Genomic DNA, 18288 nt, shown 5'->3' with positions numbered 1-18288 from the left:
CTGTCTTTGCATTTAACTTGATCTGTATATAAAACTGATGTATGCCCAAATCCTCCAAGTTCTATAATTTTTACTGCAATATCAAGAGCTTCTTCAAAATTTTTAGCTCTATACATACCTAATATAGGTGAAAGCTTTTCATGAGCAAAAGCTTCTTTTAAATCTACATTTTCAACTTCACCTATTAATACTTTGTAATTTTCTGAAATTTCAATTCCTGCCATATTTGCAATTTTATATGCCGGCTGCCCAACTATAGCTGAATTTAATTGGAAATTTTCTTTTAAAATTACATTTCTGACTTTATCTATCTCGCTTTCTTTAAGTATATAAGCTCCTCTTTCAATAAATTCTTCTTTAACCTCTTCATAAACATCATCTAATACTATAACTGCTTGTTCTGAAGCACACACAACCCCATTATCAAATGTTTTAGAAAGAATTATAGAGCTTACAGCCATCTTTATGTGTGCTGTTTCATCTATAATTGCTGGAGTATTCCCAGATCCTACTCCAATAGCTGGTCTCCCAGAAGAATAAGCAGCCTTAACAAGTCCTGGGCCTCCTGTAGCTAGTATAATATCACTTTCGCTCATAAGTGTATGAGTCATATCTAAAGTAGGCTCATCTATCCAGCCTATTATATTTTTAGGTGCACCTGCTTTTACAGCAGCTTCTAAAACTATTTTAGCTGCTTCTATTGTAGATTTTTTTGCTCTTGGATGTGGTGAAAATATTATTCCATTTCTTGTTTTTAATGATATCAAAGATTTAAAAATAGCTGTTGAAGTAGGATTTGTAGTTGGTATAACTGCTGCAACAACTCCTATAGGTTCTGCTACTTTTACTATACCAAATGATTCATCTTTTTCTATAACTCCACAAGTCTTTTCATCTTTATATTGATTATATATATATTCGGATGCAAAATGATTTTTTATAACCTTATCTTCGACTATACCCATACCAGTCTCTTCAGCTGCCATCTTTGCTAAATATATTCTTGCATTATTAGCCGCCATAGCTGCCTGCCTAAAAATTTCATTTACTTCTTCCTGAGAATATTGGGAAAATTTTTTTTGAGCTTCTCTTACTTCTTTAATTTTATTCATTAATTCATCAATATTAGTTACAGACATTATTTACACCTCTTTAATTATAGATTTCAACTATTTTATTATGTGTAAATAATATCTTTTATATTATAAATTTTATATTATTTCCTTAATTATTATGCACTTCATATAGCATTTTATTAATTTGTGCAATAGTTTCTTCAGCATTTTCTAATCCTTCTGTATAAACTGCAATAATATATGGATTTTTAGCATATACTATTCCAACATCATTAACAAAAGCTCCATAATTCCCTATTTTATGAGCAACAATATCTTGTGGTACATACTTATCTAATCTATCATGGAATACAGTTTTTTTCATAATTTCTATAAGCTTTGTATAATATTCATTATTGTCCTTATTTTCATATAATTGTTTTAAAAAAGTTAATTCTTCATTAGGAGTTACTGTATTTTGAGTAGGTACAGTATGTCCAACTTTTAAGCCAAAACGTCTCTTCATCTCTGATCTGCCTATAGTTTTAATAATCATTCTTGTAGCAATATTATCAGAATATATTATGCTATAATCGCTTAAAGTTTGAATAGCAATAGGTTTTGTTTTATCCTTTTGCTGCAAAATGCCCGTTCCGCCTTCATAATCAGTACTTGCATTATACTTTACTGTTTGATTGATATTTAATTTACCTTCTTTTATCATATCAAATAAAACCATGTTCATTTGAACCTTTACTGTACTGGCTGCATTATAATATTTATCTCCATTTATAGAAAAACTTTTACCGCTTTTAATATCATAATAAGCAAGTCCTACTTTTGAAGCTTTTGTACCTAAATATTCTTTTATATCATTTTCAACTTTTTTTATTTGTTCCTGCCATTTCTGTTCTTCAATCCTTTTTTGTTCATCAAGTTTTCTTTGCTCTTCAATCTTTTTTTGTTCTTCTATTTTTTTCTGTTCTTGATCTTGATTAAATATTGATATTTTATCTTCAATTGTACTTTTTGCTTTTAAATCATTAAAATATTTATATCCTCCATAAGCAAATACTCCAGCTAATATAACAATAATGAGAAAATTTATATTTTTTTTAAATTTCTTTTTCACTCTTTACCTCCTTATTTATAACTAACAATTAGACCTTTGCAAAATTTTAATTCATTGAATTTAAAGGGTTCCAAATACTAATATAGATGTTTTTTCATCAACTTTTTGATTAAAACTGTATCAATTTATATAAGGAATTCAACTTAAGCCTTTAAATACTGCACTACCATTTTGCAATCATCTATATAACTAACAATAAATAGAGTATATAAATAAAAAAAGTCATACATAAATTTAAGAAAAACTTTTATAAATTATTTTTATTTATAAAATTACAAATACCAAAGCTTTAAAGTTTAATTAATTCATCTAGTAAAATAATAATATTATTTTTGTAATATAAAATATATTATTTATATTATTATTTTACTAGATTACATTTAGTTTTTATGTTAGATATTTAAAAATATATGTTAATTTTAATAAAACTACTTTAAAACAATTTTATAAATTATATATTTCAACATTGTTTACAGCTTCTTCTACTAATCTTTCAACTTCAAGTTTTGTTTCTTCTTTAACTATTTTATCTAAAACAGGTTTTGTTTTTGGATGCTTTGGTACAAATATAGTACAGCAATCTTCGTAAGGAAGTATTGATGTTTCATAAGTTCCTATTTTCCTGGATATGTCCATTATATCCTGTTTATCCATAGCAATAAGAGGTCTAAAAACCGGCCTATCTGCCACATCTGTGCTTACTATAAGTCCTTCCATAGTTTGACTTGCTACCTGACCTATGCTTTCTCCTGTAGTTACTGACTGAATTTTTAATTTTTCAGCTAGAATGCAAGCTATTCTCATCATAAATCTTCTCATTATTATAGTTAATTCATCTTCTCTGCAATTTTCTATAATGGACATCTGTATATCTGTAAAGGGAACTACATAAAGTGTAGTACTTCCTGTAAAATTACTAAGTATTGCTGCTAACTGCTTAACTTTTTCTTTTGCTCTTTCACTAGTATATGGATGACTGTGGAAATAAACGCAGCTTACCTCCACACCTCTTCTTGCCATCATATAACCTGCTACTGGAGAATCTATCCCTCCTGAAAGCATAAGCATTGTACTTCCATTCATTCCATATGGAAGCCCTCCAACTGCTTTTATTCTTTTAGAATAAACATAAGCCTTTTCTCTTATTTCTACATTTATTATACATTCTGGTTTATTTATTTTAACTGAAACATTTGGAACATTTTTTAAAATATATGCTCCTACTTCTCTGCTTATATCCATAGATGTCCCTGGAAATTTCTTATTTGCTCTATTAGTTTCTACTTTAAAATTTAATGGATTACTTTCTTTAATTTCCTCTACAGCTTGCTTTTTTATTTCTTCCATAGAAGCCTCAACTTCTGTAACTATGCAAATTTCAGAAATACCAAAAACCTTAATAACTTTATCTATAATTTCTTCTATGTCTTCTGAATAAATAAACCATCTCCCCTGGTCTATTACAAATTCGTAATCTGTATCTTCAAGAACTTTTTTAATATTCTCTTTTAACTTTTTTTCAAATTTATTTCTGTTTAATCCTTTAAGAAATATCTCTGGTGCATACTTTACTAAAATTAATTTTCTCATACTCTAACTCTCCTTAAAAACTTTAGTGACTTATCAAGCACATCTATAGTATAATCAACTTCATCTTTTGTGTTATATTCACAAAAACTAAAACGTATAGTTCCTTTTATTTCTTTTTCATTAAGATTAATTGCCTTTAAAACATGACTATCTTTAGTATCTTTAGAGGAGCAAGCTGAACCTGTAGAAACATAAATATTAGCTTCTTCTAAAAGATGAAGAAGTACTTCAGCTCTAACTCCTATAAAAGAAACACTTAATATATAAGGCGAAAAATCTTCTGTTAATGGACTATTTATTTTAATTTTTTCGAAATGAGAAAGCTTTTCTATAAAATACTTTTTTAATTCCTGAACTTTATTAAAATTTTCTTTTCTATATTTATACATAATTTCAGAGGCTTTTGCAAAACCAGCTGCTGCAGCTACATTTTCTGTACCTGAACGAAAATTTCTTTCCTGCCCTCCTCCAAATATAAGAGGTTTAGGCATAAGTCCTTTTCTTATATATGCAAAACCTATACCTCTAGGGCCATGAATTTTATGTCCACTTGAAGACATTAAATCAATTTTGCACTTTTGTACATCTATTTTATATTTGCCATAGCTTTGTACAGCATCTACATGAAATTTTATTTTGCTGCTTTTTTCTTTTATAATGTTTCCTATTTTTTCAATTTCTTGTACTGTTCCTATTTCATTATTTACATGCATTATACTTACAACTGAAGTATCCTTATTTATAGCATCTTCAAGTTCTTTTAAATTTATTTTACCATTTTGATCTACATTTAAATATGTAACTTTTATTTTTGATTTTTCTAAATCCTTACACAAATTAATTACGCTCGGATGTTCTATTTTAGTAGTAATTATATGTGAATTTTCACCTGCAAAACCTCTAATAAGAAAGTTATTACTTTCACTCCCTCCAGAAGTAAATATAATTTCATCTTTGCTGCAATTTAAAGTTTTAGCTATAATTTCTCTACTTTCATTAAGCTTTTTTTCAGCTTTTATACCTAAATTGTAAGCAGAAGATGGATTTGCATAAAAATTTCTCATAGTGTCCCCAACTACTTCAATAACTTCTTCATAAGGCTTAGTAGTCGCACTATTATCAAAATATACTTCCATTATATCACTTCCTAAAATTTATTTATTAAATTAAAGCATCTTAAAACAGAACACTCTATTTTAAGATGCTAAATCTTTAAATTATACAATAACTATAATACAATTTTATTTTTATAATTACAACATATTTTTTCTTTTGTTACATGTAAAAAAGATATATACAAGCCAAACCAATATACCTAATAAACTTATTAATTGAGCTACTCTTATAGAACCAAGCATTAAACTATCTGTCCTTAATCCTTCAATAAAAAATCTGCCTAAAGAATATAACCCTATATAGCTAAAAAATATTAACCCATCTTTTTTGGTTTTTCTTAATAATATTATAAGTATAATAAATATAAATATATTCCATAAAGATTCATACAAAAAAGTAGGATGATAATAATGTCCTTCAATATACATTCCATTTTGTATAAAAATTGGGAAATGTCTTATAAATTCTAAAGATACTTCTCTTCCATAAGCTTCTTGGTTAAAAAAATTTCCCCATCTTCCTATTGCTTGAGCCAAAATTATAGAAGGTGCTGCTGCATCAGCATAACTTAAAAAATTAAGATTTTTCTTCTTGGTATATAAATAAGCAGAAAATAACGCAAAAATTATACCCCCATGGATAGCTAATCCGCCCTGCCTAATATTTATAATTTCTAAAGGATATTTTGCATAATAGTAAAGATTAAAAATAACATAATATAATCTAGCACCAATTACTGCAAAAGGAAATGCAATAAGTACAATATCAATCATATTATCGTAATTTATATTTTTTATTTTGCAGCTTTTAGAAGCTATTAAAATACCAATTATCATTCCAATTGATATAAGAACTCCATACCATCTTATAGGTATTCCAAAAATATAAAAAGCAATTGGGTTCATAAATTTCCTCCATTTGTTAATCATTTATTTCTAAAATTTCATTAGATTTTAAATTAAGTAATTTTTTTATTAAATTTAATATTTTATAATAATAAGCATTTACAAATCTAAAAATTATGTCCGCATACAAAATTCCACCAAATATATCCAATATTACATGCTGTTTAACAAATAATGTGGATAATATAATCAATATAGAAATAATTGAAATTATAGAAACGTTTATTTTATTTTTACAATTACTTGCACAAATTGATTTTATCATAAGAAAACTCGTTAATACATGAATACTGGGAAAACAATTGTAAGGATTATCATTTTTATATATCATCATTACAAGTTTAGTTAAAATATCAGTTCCTGTAATTTCTGGTCTAGGTACAGTAGTTTGAAAAAATAGAAAAGTTATATAAGCGGCAATAAGACCTAAATTATAACTTATTACTGTTTTAACAAATGTTTCTTTATCTTTATAGCATATATAAGCCATAGTAAAAAATATAAATGCATACCAAGCTATATAAGGAATTATAAAAATTTTTATAAAAGGTATAGCCATATCAAATTTAGTAACTAAACTATTAGCTTCTTTGTTAAAATTATTTAATATAACATAAAATATATTTAAAGGTACTATAGATAAAATAATACTAAAGCTCAATATATATTCTTTAAAATTTTTTATTTTTAAATTATCTTTTTTAATGATTTTTTGCATATTTTTCCCCCCTTATTTTTTAGTTAGTGTAAAGTTTTACACTATTTTTTTAAATTTAATGCTTATATATAAAGTGTTACATAGTTTTTTAAAATAAAAAAACAATAAATTTTTAATCTAAATTAATTATAAAATGTATATATAATATAAACAAGTTTGTTTATATATTGTTTTTAAAATATTAAAAATTCTTAATTCATCTGATTTTTGTAGATATCAAACATAAAAATTAAATACAGTATAATAAAATAATAATCTAAACATAGAATATTTTCTATTATTTTATCTAAGTAGAGAGGATTATTATTTTACTATATATACTATCTATACTAAATATATACTATACTAAGCTTTTAATAATTGGGATATATTTAATAATATAAATTATTATATAATTATATTAATATACAAATATTAATAATGATACAACTATATTTAAATTTATTAATTTATTGTACTTTTCTTCCAACAATCCCAAAATAAATTTGTATAAAAAATATAAAAACTATTCATTTAGCATCATTTTAATGTTAAAATGTAAATTGATTGATTATAACAAGGGTGGTTATATGAATATAGAGTTACAATTTACATCTTTAAAAAATGAACAAAGAAAAAAGAAAAAAAAATTACCTAGAAAAATATTTGATATATTTATTATAGTTTTTATATTAATTAATTCTTTAGGATTATATATAGGTAACATTTTATATAAGCAGACTTTTGAAATAAATACAAGAGAAGAACTTGACCAAATGGAAAAGTATAAAAATACTTTTAATGAAGTAAGATATAATAGCCTTGAAAAAGAAAGTATATCTATTGCTTCTAGAAATAATTATAGGTTATATGGTACATTTATTAAAAATGGGAAAGAAACTAAAAATACCGTTATAATTTTACATGGACTTTCAGGAAGTCGATGGACTGCTATGAAATATGCTGATATGTATTTAGATAAAGGATTTAATGTATTTGTATATGATGGAAGAAATCACGGATATAGTAAAGGAAATAATACAACCTATGGTTTTTTTGAAAGTGATGATTTAGATAAAATTATAGATTTTATATATAAAAAAAATAACGGTGGAATTATTGGAGTTCATGGTGAGGATATAGGTGGAGTCGCTGCCCTACTTCAAGCTAAAAAAAATGAAGATAAAAAAATTGTAAGTTTTTATGTAGTAGATAGTGCTTTTTCTGATTTAAATGAATATTTTACATTAAAATTTAAAAATAAGTATAATCTAAAATATAAATTTTTAATTAAGCCTTTTATATTTTATCTAGATGAGATAAATAGAATTAAAAATGGCTTTTATTTAAACGAAGTTTCACCTATAAATATTTTAAAAGAAATAAAAACTCCTATTATGTTTATACATGGTTCAAACGATAGTGTAGTCCCAAAATCTATGGCAGAAGATATGTATAATGTAAAAGAAAATAATAAAAAAATTTATATAGTACCAAATTCTGAACATGGAGAAACTTATTTTACAGATGAAGATGAATACACTCAAAAAGTTAATGAATTTATAGATTCAGTACTTTTAAAAAGTAATTAAAAATTTAATTATTATTAAAAAGTATTTAAAAAAATACAAATTTAAAAATTATCGTTTATATATAGTGACCAATATTTATTTTTATGAGATAATTATAAAATTTAATACTAAAAATAAGTTTAAAAACCAATTTAAAAACTAAATAAATATTATCTAATTTAATACTAAAAACCATGCATAAAAAGTATATTTTTTATGCATGGTTTTATATTCACTTAAAATATTTATATTTTTATTTTCTATATATTCTTTATATTATTTTTATACCTTAGGTAATCCTTTAACTGGTTTACTTGAATCTGGTTTTACTTCTAAAGTTATAGGATTAGCTCTTTTATCATTTGTTGTTTTATTATCATTTCTTCGCTTCTTTTCTGACTTTGAAACCATAAAAAATCCCTCCTATCATATCTTTATATATTATTTTAGGCATTAATTATTTCTCCACCATTTACATGAATAGTCTCTCCGCTTATATAAGTAGAACTATCAGATGCTAAAAATACATAAGCTGGTGCTAATTCTACAGGCTGACCTGGTCTTTTAAAAGTAGAATTACTTCCAAATTCAGAAACTTCCTGCTTACTAAAAGACGCTGGTATAAGAGGAGTCCAAATAGGACCTGGCGCTACTGCATTTACTCTTATATTTCTACTTGAAAGAGATAATGCTAAAGAACGTGTAAATGTAGTTATAGCTCCCTTTGTTGCTGAATAGTCTATTAAAGTTTTATGTCCTTTATAAGCAGTTACTGAAGAAGTATTTATTATTATACTTCCTTCTTTCATATGTGGCAAACAAGCTTTTGTCATATAGAACATAGAAAAAATATTTGTTTTAAATGTTCTTTCAAGTTGTTCTTTTGTTATATCTTCTATGCTGTTTTGAGTATGTTGTTCTCCAGCATTATTTACAAGTATATCTATTTTATTAAAAGTGTTTATAACTTCTTTAACAGCTTCAAAGCAAAAACTTTCTTCTCCAATATCTCCTGCTATTGTTATACATTTTCTTCCTTTACTTTCAATTATTTTTTTAGTCTCTTCTGCATCCTCGTGTTCGTTTAAATAAATTATAGCTACATCTGCTCCTTCTAAAGCATAAGCTACTGACACTGCTCTTCCAATACCACTGTCTCCTCCTGTTATTATAGCTGTCTTATTTTGTAATTTATTAGAAGCTTTATAATTAGGGTCTTCAAATATTGGTCTTGGATTCATATTTTTTTCTATCCCTGGCTGTTTATCTTGCTTTTGAGCTGGTATTTTAGTTGGAAAATTTTTTAATGCATCCATTTAATTTACCTCCATAAAATCAGATTAAAATTTATAAAAAAACATAAGCTATAAAATATATTATTTATAAAATTCATCTTATTATTCAATGTAATAGTTTTACACAATTTAAAGATACTAATTATATAAATAGGCGATTGCAGAATATTAGTACAATATTGAAAGGCTTTATGCTAAGTTTCTCATATAAATTAATACAATTTTTATTAAAAAGTGGAGAAAAACATATATATTGTATTTGAAAATCGTTAAATTCAATGTATTAGAATTCTGCAAATGCCTAAATTATATAAATACGAGGAGGAATGATAAAAATGAAAAAAAATAATTATAAAAAAATTTTTTCATCAAATAATCTTGGGAAACAAGACACTGCCTCTTGGGCAAATATAGAAAAACAAAAGCCTTTATCAAATGTAGGCATTCCTAATGAAACAGAAGTTATAAATGCTAAAGAATATGTTGATTCAAATGAAAAGTAAAAAATAAAATTAAAATTTTCAAACCATTAAAAAATTCAGGCTATTGATAAAATATATATCAATAGCCTGAATATAATTTAACTTTTTATTAAAATTTAAGTTCCAAAGTTTTATTTTCTTTGTTTCTTACTATTTCTATTTTTACAACATCCCCTTCTTTATGATTATTTTTAATTTCATTTATATCATTAATTGAAGTAACTTTTTTACCATCAAATTTTACTATAACATCTCCTGCCTTTAAACCTGCTTTTTCAGCAGAAGAAAATGATTCTACATCTTGTATATAAACTCCTATAGGTAAATCATAATTCTTTGATATATTTTCATCAACATCAATAGCTGATATTCCAATTTTAATTAATTGTTTTGTCAAACTTTCTATTTTAGGAGTTATGGAATTTATTGGTATAGCAAATCCTAAACCTTCAACTCCATTCCCACCAAGTTTTGCAGTATTTATTCCTATAACTTTACCTTCAGAATTTACAAGAGGTCCTCCGCTGTTTCCAGGATTAATAGCTGCATCAGTTTGAATTAAAGTAAGTTTTTTATTGTCTATTTCAATTTCTCTATTAAGTGCACTTATAACTCCAGTAGTTACTGAGCCTAATAGCTCTTTCCCAAGAGGATTACCTATTGCTATTGCTAATTCACCTACTTGTAAACTGCTTGAATCTCCAAATTCTGCTACAGCAGGTACTTTAATATCATCTGTTATTTTAATTACTGCAACATCCATATTTTCATCATAATTTACAACTTTAGCATTTACTTCTTTACCTGTACTTAAAATAACTTTAACTTCTTGTGCTCCATCTATAACATGGTAATTCGTAAGTATATATCCTTCTTCATTAAAAATAACTCCTGATCCCATACCTTCTACTTCTTTTCCTTGAATTTGGAGCCCATATATATTTTCTGTAGTTATACTTTTAGTAGCTACACCTACTACTGCAGGTGATACTTTTTTTACAATTTCAGAAACCCCTGATGCTGAATTTTTAGTTGAAACAGTTGTTACAGCTGATGTAGTATTTGATGAATTACTATTTACAGTTTTGCTTAATTCGCTTTCGTTTTGAACACTTGTTTCTATACTTTTATATAATGGTGTATTTTTAAATATTGAAAAATTAGGAAGTAAATATAACGTTCCTACAGCAGCTGCACTGCCTCCTATAACTGAAAAAATAAGTCCTACAGCTATATAAGAAGTTATTTTTTTCTTTATTCCCATAATATATCCCTCCATAAAATATAATTTATTTTTCTTTCTAAATAAATGATATTTTATTTTTGTGGCAATTTAATGTAAGCTTTATTAACAAAATTAAAATAATATATGAGTATTTTTTTACGGCTTAACAGATTGTATACATTTTTAAATAAATAACAATAAAAAAACTGTATTATAAAAAAAGAAACTGCTACGAAGCTAACTAAATAGTTAGCTTCGTAGCAGAGATCCTTTTACATTATATTTTTAGTTAAAATATATAGGTCCTCTTCTTCTTGACCTGTTTCTTTTTATTTTTAGTGTTATCATTGCTATAATAATTATTAACATTAAAATGACTAATAATGTCCCTACATAAAATATAATATTTTCTTTAAATACATCTTTTGTAGATACAGTAGTATACAATTTGTAATTTTTAACTGCTTCTCTTTCTTTTAAAGTAAAAGTACCTACAGAATTTTTAGAATTTAGATTCCATACATTAAGCTTTTCTATATTATATTCTTCTTTAGCTTCCGCTTTATTTACACTATTTTCATAATATTTTACATCATCATTAACTAAAATAGGAGCTTGTATTGTTTTTTCCGGTCCAAAAAATCTAAAAAGTTTATATTTCAAAGTTTCTGTTTTTAAAGTATCACCTTTTTTATGAACAACAACAGGTTTTTGGTTATAACTCCAATCTATAATTTTTTTCATATCTTCAAAAACAACAGAATCGTTATAATCATAAGCAGATTTCATAACTACTCCAACCATTTTTCTACCATTTCTTTCGAAAAATGCCACAAGTACTCTTCCTGCAGGATCGGTATAACCAGTTTTACCGCCTAAACATCCATCAATTCCAAGAAGTTTATTTCTATTTTCTATATCTGCCATTGCTCCAGTAGAAGTAGTTAATCTGCTCTTACTTTTAGCTAAAGTTTCTCTTACCCATTGATTTTTAAATGCTTCTCTTGCAATAACACTTAGATCATATGGTGTAGTATAGTGATTTTTATCATGAAGTCCATTAGGAGTAACAAAATGAGTATTTTTAAGTCCAAGTTTTTTTATTCTCTCATTCATTAGCTCTTCGAATTTACTGCTATTTCCACTTACACTATCTGCTATCATATAAGCTGAATCATTAGCTGAAAATATTAAAAGAGCATCCATAACATCTTGTGCTTTCATACTTTCACCAACCTGCATTTTAATAAGTGTTTTATCTATGGAATATGCTGGTTGTTCTTTTGCACTTTCTGTATACTTTATTTCATCATTTTTATTTTTATTTTCAGCAAAAAGTAAAGCAGTCAAAAGCTTTGTAGTACTAGCAGGATAATATTTATCATCTATGCCATTTGCGTATATTATCTCTCCAGTATCCATATCAATAGTTATACCTGCTTTACCTTCAATTTTAGGCATATCATTTTCTGCAGCTTTAGTATATCCAGCATTGGTAAAAATTAATACTATTGCCATAATACTGCTAATTAAAATACGTTTCATATTTGCATCTCTCCATCTTTAGATTTTTTTATACCTAAATAAGTATATCATCTAAAATATAATTGGACAAGCAATTGTAATATTTTAACATTAATAATAGGTAGCAATTTTTCACTGCTACCTATATAACTCTTTTTATAGCCATTTATACTCTAAACCTATATCCAACACCCCAAACTGTTTCAATATATTGTGGCTCTGATGGATTTAATTCAATTTTTTCTCTTATTCTTCTTATATGTACTGTAATTGTAGCATTATCCCCCATAGCATCTAGTCCCCAAATTCTTTCAAAAAGTTCTTCTCTTGTAAACACTCTATTGGGATTTTCCGCTAAATATAAAAGTAAATCATATTCTTTTTGGGCTAAAACCACTTCTTTGCCATTTACAAATACCTGCCTAGATTTTTTCCTGATTTCTAGTCCTCTTATTATAAGGATATCATTTTCTAATTTGGAATTAAATTTATTTTTAAGTCTTTCATAATTTTGAATATGAGATTTAACTCTTGCAACTAATTCTCCAGGACTAAAAGGTTTTGTTATGTAATCGTCTGCTCCTAGACTTAATCCCTTTATTTTATCAATTTCTTCTTTCTTTGCCGAAACTAATAAAACTGGGATATCTTTATGTTCATTTATTATTTTCAAAATATCAAGTCCATCTATTTTAGGCAGCATAATATCTAATATTACTAAATCATATTTATTTTCTTTTATTTCATTTAACCCTGATACTCCATCTTGGCATATTTTAACTTCAAATCCAGAAAGTTCTAAATAATCCCTTTCAAGTTCTGCAATGCTTAAATCATCTTCAATTATTAATATATTCTTCATAGTTTCCTCTACCCTCAGTTAATTTTATTAATGATATTATAATGCTTATTCCTTCATTTCCATGACTTACAGCCCAAATTTTTCCATAATGTCCTTCTACAATTTGCTTAGCAATAGCAAGGCCAAGCCCACTTCCTTTTGCACCACTTCTTGAAAAATCTGCCCTATAAAATCTATCAAATATTTTATTAATTTCAGTTTCTTTAATTCCTTTACCATTATCTCTTATTTCAACAATTACACTTGTACTAGTTTCTCTAAACTTTATAATAATTTCTCCTTGTTTTTTATCCATGTATTTGCAAGAATTATCTATAATATTTACTATAACTCTTCTCATTCTTTCTCTATCAATCATAACGAATTGAGAACTTTTTAAATTATTTTCAAACCTTATTTTTATATTTAATTTTAAAATTTCAGGCAGCATTTCTTCAATACAAAAATTAAAGTATTCCACTATATTTGTTTTTTCAAAATTAAAAGGAAGCTGGTTTAAATCGAGCTTTGAATACAAAAGCAAATCATCAATCATTAAATCTATATGTTCAGCCTTTAAATATATTGTTTTTAAATAATTTTCTATCTTTTCTTTAGTATTTGCAACTCCATCTAAAATACCTTCTACATAACCTTTTATAGAAGTTATAGGTGTTTTTAAATCATGAGAAATACTAGATATAAGCATTTTACGATTATCATCATATTTCATTTTAATATTTATAGAATCTTTAAGCTGTATTCTCATAATTTCAAAGTCATGACAAAGCTCTTTTATCTCTTTATCCCCTTCTTCAATAATTTCACAATTTAAATTTCCACTGCTAATTTCAGAGGCAGCCTTTTTAAGTGAATTAATAGGTTTTATTATTTTCATTGAAATTTCATAGGACATAATTATATTTACACTTATAAAAGATATAATAAAAACTAAAATAATAACTATTAAGAGCCTGCTAAACATATTATTTTTTTCAATTGGAGCTAATAAAATTACTTTTGATTTAACTCCATTTTTTAGCACTACATCTACATCTTCAATAATATAAGTTAAATTATTTATATTAATGCTTTTTTCAAAAGAATTACCTTTTACTATTTCTTTAATTTTTTCAACATCAATTTTAGTAAATTCCTGTGGAAAAACCGTATCAGAGTGTCCATCAATTATTATATATTTTCCATTAAACTTTGAAAGTTTGGAAGACAAATATTTTTCAAAATCATCTTTTGTAATTTCATCATTTTGTTTTGATATACTATTTTTAATGTTAAAAAGTTCAGAGTTTATTTTAGCAAATTTTTTAATATTATTATAACTTATATCTTTGCTAAAAAATGTTGAAGATATAAATATAATAAAAAAAGTAACAATAAAAGTTATAATAAATGGAGTTATAATTGTAACAGTATTAGAAATAAGGAGCCTTTTTTTTATATCCATGTAATCACCTTAAAAGTCTTTTTTATCAAAAAGATAATAGCCTAATGTAAAAAATATTATACCATAACTTAGCATAAGCATAAATTTTCTAATAATTTTAAATACTGGCATAGGATTCATAAGCCATAATTTATACCAGTCTAACATTGAAGTAAAAAATATACCCGAATATTTCGAAAAAACTATTTCAATAATTTTTAAAATTATAAAAATAAGTATTGATGTAAAGAAAACCCCTGTCCCATTTTTTATTAGATTTGTTAAAATTACAATAACTAAAACTAATATTATCATAGGTATTAAAGTTACAGTATAAGAAATTATAATATTAATAAATCCTCTTAATGTAAATGAATTTGAATTAAATATAAATCCTGTAAGTACTGAAACAATCATTACAAAATATAAATTAAATAATATATAAATTATTATTGATGTTAGCTTTGCAGTAAAGAATTTAAGCCTTGTTATAGGCCTTGTAAGTGCAATTTTCATAGTATTTTGCGAAAATTCCCCTGAAAAGCTGTCTATTGTTATAAGTGCTGTAAATAAAGGCAAAATAGTATTAGCAATAACAGAAAGTACAAGTATAGGAAAATTCATGTTTGAAGCACCACGAAGACCAAATCCACTTCTAAGTCCTAATATACCAGCCTGACCTATTATAATAAAAATAATTGATATGATTACTGCTACTAAAAGCTTGTTCTTTTTATAAAGTTTTTCTATTTCATTGATTAAAGCTGTATTAAATCCTGCCATTTCTTTCTACCTCGCTAACAAAATAATTTTCAAGTGAAGCATAATTATTTAAAATATTTTTAGTAGTATCTACATTAAGCATTCTTCCATTGTATAAAACTCCAATCCTATTACAAGTAAGCTCCACATCATGAATAAGATGACTAGATATAAAAAAGGTGGTTTTTTCTTCTTTTGCAAGATTTTTTATTATATTCCTCATATCAATCATTCCTTCAACATCAAGGCCATTAAAAGGCTCGTCTAATATAACCACTTTAGGTTTTGATAAAATTGCCGCCGCAATCCCTAAACGCTGTTTCATTCCAAGAGAAAATTTTCTTGGTTTTTCATTTTTATATTTGCTTAATGAAGTAAGTTCTAAAACTTCATTAATTCTTTTATCATCTATATTTTTATAATATCTTGAAAATTGCTTTAAATTTTCATATGCGGTTAAAAAAGGATAAGATTCTGCTGTTTCAATAATACAGCCTACGCTTTGCATTGCTTTTTCAAAATTTTCAAAAATACTGTAACCATTAATTTTAACTTCACCACTATCAGGTTTTATAAGTCCAGTCATAATTTTCATAGCTGTGGTTTTACCCGCTCCATTAGGTCCTAAAAATCCAAAAATATCTCCTTTATATATGTCTAAATTTATATCTATAATACCTCTGCCATTTTTATATTGCTTTGTTAAATTTTTTATCTCAATAACTTTTTCCATAGCTACCCCCAATAAATAATTTTATTACGGGCAGACTTAAACTTAAATCTGCCCATTATTTAATTGTTAATTTAAAACTAATCAAAAACTCTTTGGAACTGACTATTATATATTCTTGTATCAGTTTGTTTAAAAGTAAATTGTATAGAAGCTGAATAAGGATCTAATCCAAAGTATCCAGATGTATTATTATCTGCTGAACCTCCTATTTTATTAAACTCACCATTATAAGGATATTCCTTAAATTTAGCCTCAAACTTAAAATCTTTTGCATTTGCCGAATAATCTTCATATCCTTTTAAATATTCTTCATGATATCTTCCTAATGCAGTATTTTTATCTATTTTTTCAACTTCAACAATTCTTTCACCTATTTTTTGGTATTTCCCATCTTTTTCTATTGTTATGTTGTTTTTATAGGTACCAATATAAAGTTCAGGTTTTAAACTAGTACTTGGATCTGAAAATGCTTTGCTTTTTTCAACTTTCTTACCAGAAGTATCAGGCTTATTAACAATTGTTGAATTAATATTAGATACTTTACACAAAAATTCAAATGTTAAATTGTGTTCACTGCCTTTATCATCTTTACCATATAATACTCCAGTACCTAAAGCACTTTGAATTAAGCCATTTTTATCTGCAATCATTTTACCTTTAGCTTCTTTTACGAATACATCTTTAGTTATTTTAGGAAGTAAATTATTATTATCTGTATTGTCGTTTCTTTGCCATAAAAAATTACTCTTAATATTATAAGAAACTACTGCATTTATTAAACTTGGAATTTGTGTTTCACTTAAAGAAACTGACATTTCTTTGCTATTATCATTATTTTCGGAAACTATAACAGAATCTTTAAGACTTCCTATAATAGCATCTGCTATTTTTTCTAAATCTTCTGCCTCCTTTTCTTTAAAAGGATTTTTAATCCAAAATTCTTCTTTGCTATTATCCTGTTCTACTATATAGTAAACATCATCATTACTGTTATAATTTACAAATCCGTTTTTATCCCTGTAATAAATTGTCTCTGTCTTTCTTTTCCCTTCTGTAGTAATTGTAGTATTCTCACAAGCATTTTTCTTTAGGTCATATTTATTTACTGAATTTTGTGAAGCAATTGTCTTTCCGTTATCCTTTAATACAAGAGAAATATCTATAGTATAACTTGAAAGCTTACCAGTAAAACTTTCTGCTGAATATTTAACAGAATCTTTGAACTGTTCATAACCACTTTTTGATGTTACTTCAGCAAATGCAGTTGTAGCAAAAAGCATAATTCCAACTGTAAAGCTTGTAATCATAGCTGTTTTCTTACTCATTTTCACTTATTAACATCTCCTTTTTTAATATTGCATAGGAAAGCTTTCCATATTTTAATTATATAGTCAATATCTCTAATTTTCATAAACTAATTATTAAGAAAATATAAATTAAATTCCATTTTTCTAAAAAGTTTGTTTATAAAATATATAAATTCTTTATATAAGTAAAAAGTCATACATAAATTAGGAAATATCCTTCTTTATGCATGACTTTTTTATAAAATTGCCTAAATACTTATTTGACTTATAGATATTAATATACTATTTTATTCTTCTTTTTTGNACTTATTAAAGGATATCTTGGATTTGCTCCAGTACATTGATCGTCAAAAGCTTGTTCTGACATCTCATCTAAAGTAGCATAGAATTTTCTTTCTGAAACTCCAGCGTCCTTAATTGTTTTAGGTATATTCACTTTATCTTTTAATTCATCTATTGCTGCAATTAATCTTTCTATTTTTTCATCTTCAGTATTTCCACCAAGTCTTAAATAATCTGCTATTTGAGCATATCTCCACTTTGCATTTGGATATTTATATTGTGGAAATGCAGCTTGTTTTCTTGGATTATCTACTGCATTAAATCTTA

Annotated in this window: 17 protein-coding genes and 1 pseudogene; 2 read left to right on the top strand and 16 right to left on the bottom strand. The window is 25.7% G+C overall.

All coding sequences use genetic code 11. The features are described 5' to 3' along the window. The 6 genes from EGD97_RS11610 to EGD97_RS11585 form a co-directional block, all read right to left on the bottom strand. Window positions 1–1139: aldehyde dehydrogenase family protein (locus tag EGD97_RS11610; protein WP_127837489.1), on the bottom strand; the 1139-nt coding region annotated here is incomplete at its 3' end. An 85-nt stretch (window positions 1140–1224) separates the two neighbouring features. Then, window positions 1225–2187 (bottom strand): serine hydrolase, encoded by a 963-nt coding sequence (locus tag EGD97_RS11605; RefSeq protein WP_127837487.1) that lies wholly within the window; start codon window positions 2185–2187, stop codon window positions 1225–1227. A gap of 444 nt (window positions 2188–2631) precedes the next feature. Further along, entirely contained in the window at window positions 2632–3777 is a 1146-nt protein-coding gene (gene thiI / locus EGD97_RS11600) for a tRNA uracil 4-sulfurtransferase ThiI (RefSeq protein WP_078683274.1), read from the bottom strand. Next, the gene (locus EGD97_RS11595; protein WP_078683273.1) at window positions 3774–4913 is read right to left on the bottom strand and encodes a cysteine desulfurase family protein; all 1140 of its coding nucleotides are present in this window, start codon (window positions 4911–4913) and stop codon (window positions 3774–3776) included. The genes thiI and EGD97_RS11595 overlap by 4 nt, the downstream gene beginning before the upstream one ends. A 117-nt stretch (window positions 4914–5030) precedes the next feature. Next, window positions 5031–5798, bottom strand: coding sequence for a prolipoprotein diacylglyceryl transferase (gene lgt, locus EGD97_RS11590; protein WP_127837486.1), 768 nt, complete (start codon window positions 5796–5798; stop codon window positions 5031–5033). Between the two features lie 16 nt (window positions 5799–5814). After that, a complete protein-coding gene (locus EGD97_RS11585) occupies window positions 5815–6516 on the bottom strand; it encodes a phosphatase PAP2 family protein (RefSeq protein WP_078683271.1) in 702 nt (233 codons plus the stop codon). A gap of 569 nt (window positions 6517–7085) precedes the next feature. On the opposite strand from EGD97_RS11585, the gene EGD97_RS11580 reads away from it, so the two are divergent. Next, window positions 7086–8087 carry an alpha/beta hydrolase gene (locus tag EGD97_RS11580; protein ID WP_164850213.1) on the top strand — a complete coding sequence of 334 codons (1002 nt, stop codon included), beginning with the start codon at window positions 7086–7088 and terminating at the stop codon, window positions 8085–8087. 261 nt (window positions 8088–8348) lie between these two features. Here EGD97_RS11580 and EGD97_RS12715 read toward each other — a convergent pair whose 3' ends face one another. Next, window positions 8349–8477, bottom strand: coding sequence for a hypothetical protein (locus EGD97_RS12715; protein WP_265936974.1), 129 nt, complete (start codon window positions 8475–8477; stop codon window positions 8349–8351). A 35-nt stretch (window positions 8478–8512) separates the two neighbouring features. Beyond that, the gene (locus EGD97_RS11575; protein ID WP_078683269.1) at window positions 8513–9382 is read right to left on the bottom strand and encodes an SDR family oxidoreductase; all 870 of its coding nucleotides are present in this window, start codon (window positions 9380–9382) and stop codon (window positions 8513–8515) included. 314 nt (window positions 9383–9696) lie between these two features. Here EGD97_RS11575 and EGD97_RS11570 point away from each other — a divergent pair, with 314 nt between their 5' ends. After that, entirely contained in the window at window positions 9697–9864 is a 168-nt protein-coding gene (locus EGD97_RS11570; protein WP_078683268.1) for a CDIF630_02480 family spore surface protein, read from the top strand. An 88-nt stretch (window positions 9865–9952) separates the two neighbouring features. Here the strand turns inward: EGD97_RS11570 and EGD97_RS11565 are convergent, their stop codons facing one another. From EGD97_RS11565 to EGD97_RS11530, 8 genes and pseudogenes are all read right to left on the bottom strand, one after another. Beyond that, complete coding sequence (locus EGD97_RS11565; RefSeq protein ID WP_228202027.1) at window positions 9953–11107, bottom strand: S1C family serine protease; 1155 nt, start codon at window positions 11105–11107, stop codon at window positions 9953–9955. A gap of 246 nt (window positions 11108–11353) precedes the next feature. Further along, window positions 11354–12613 carry a D-alanyl-D-alanine carboxypeptidase family protein gene (locus tag EGD97_RS11560; RefSeq protein WP_127837482.1) on the bottom strand — a complete coding sequence of 420 codons (1260 nt, stop codon included), beginning with the start codon at window positions 12611–12613 and terminating at the stop codon, window positions 11354–11356. Window positions 12614–12758: 145 nt separating this feature from the next. Continuing rightward, window positions 12759–13454 carry a response regulator transcription factor gene (locus EGD97_RS11555; RefSeq protein ID WP_078683265.1) on the bottom strand — a complete coding sequence of 232 codons (696 nt, stop codon included), beginning with the start codon at window positions 13452–13454 and terminating at the stop codon, window positions 12759–12761. Then, complete coding sequence (locus EGD97_RS11550) at window positions 13432–14898, bottom strand: HAMP domain-containing sensor histidine kinase (RefSeq protein WP_127837480.1); 1467 nt, start codon at window positions 14896–14898, stop codon at window positions 13432–13434. The genes EGD97_RS11555 and EGD97_RS11550 overlap by 23 nt, the downstream gene beginning before the upstream one ends. 9 nt (window positions 14899–14907) lie before the next feature. Continuing rightward, window positions 14908–15660 carry an ABC transporter permease gene (locus EGD97_RS11545; protein ID WP_127837478.1) on the bottom strand — a complete coding sequence of 251 codons (753 nt, stop codon included), beginning with the start codon at window positions 15658–15660 and terminating at the stop codon, window positions 14908–14910. Beyond that, entirely contained in the window at window positions 15647–16372 is a 726-nt protein-coding gene (locus EGD97_RS11540) for an ABC transporter ATP-binding protein (RefSeq protein WP_127837476.1), read from the bottom strand. The genes EGD97_RS11545 and EGD97_RS11540 overlap by 14 nt, the downstream gene beginning before the upstream one ends. Before the next feature lie 77 nt (window positions 16373–16449). After that, window positions 16450–17703, bottom strand: coding sequence for a hypothetical protein (locus EGD97_RS11535; RefSeq protein ID WP_127837474.1), 1254 nt, complete (start codon window positions 17701–17703; stop codon window positions 16450–16452). Window positions 17704–17953: 250 nt separating this feature from the next. Then, a pseudogene (locus EGD97_RS11530) lies at window positions 17954–18288 on the bottom strand (iron-containing alcohol dehydrogenase); the annotation flags it as partial.

The organism is Clostridium prolinivorans (assembly GCF_004011155.1).
In the GTDB taxonomy this organism is placed as follows: Bacteria; Bacillota; Clostridia; order Clostridiales; family Clostridiaceae; genus Clostridium_AT; species Clostridium_AT prolinivorans.
Note: the sequence above shows the minus strand (reverse complement) of the source record. Positions and strands in the feature narration are given on the sequence as shown.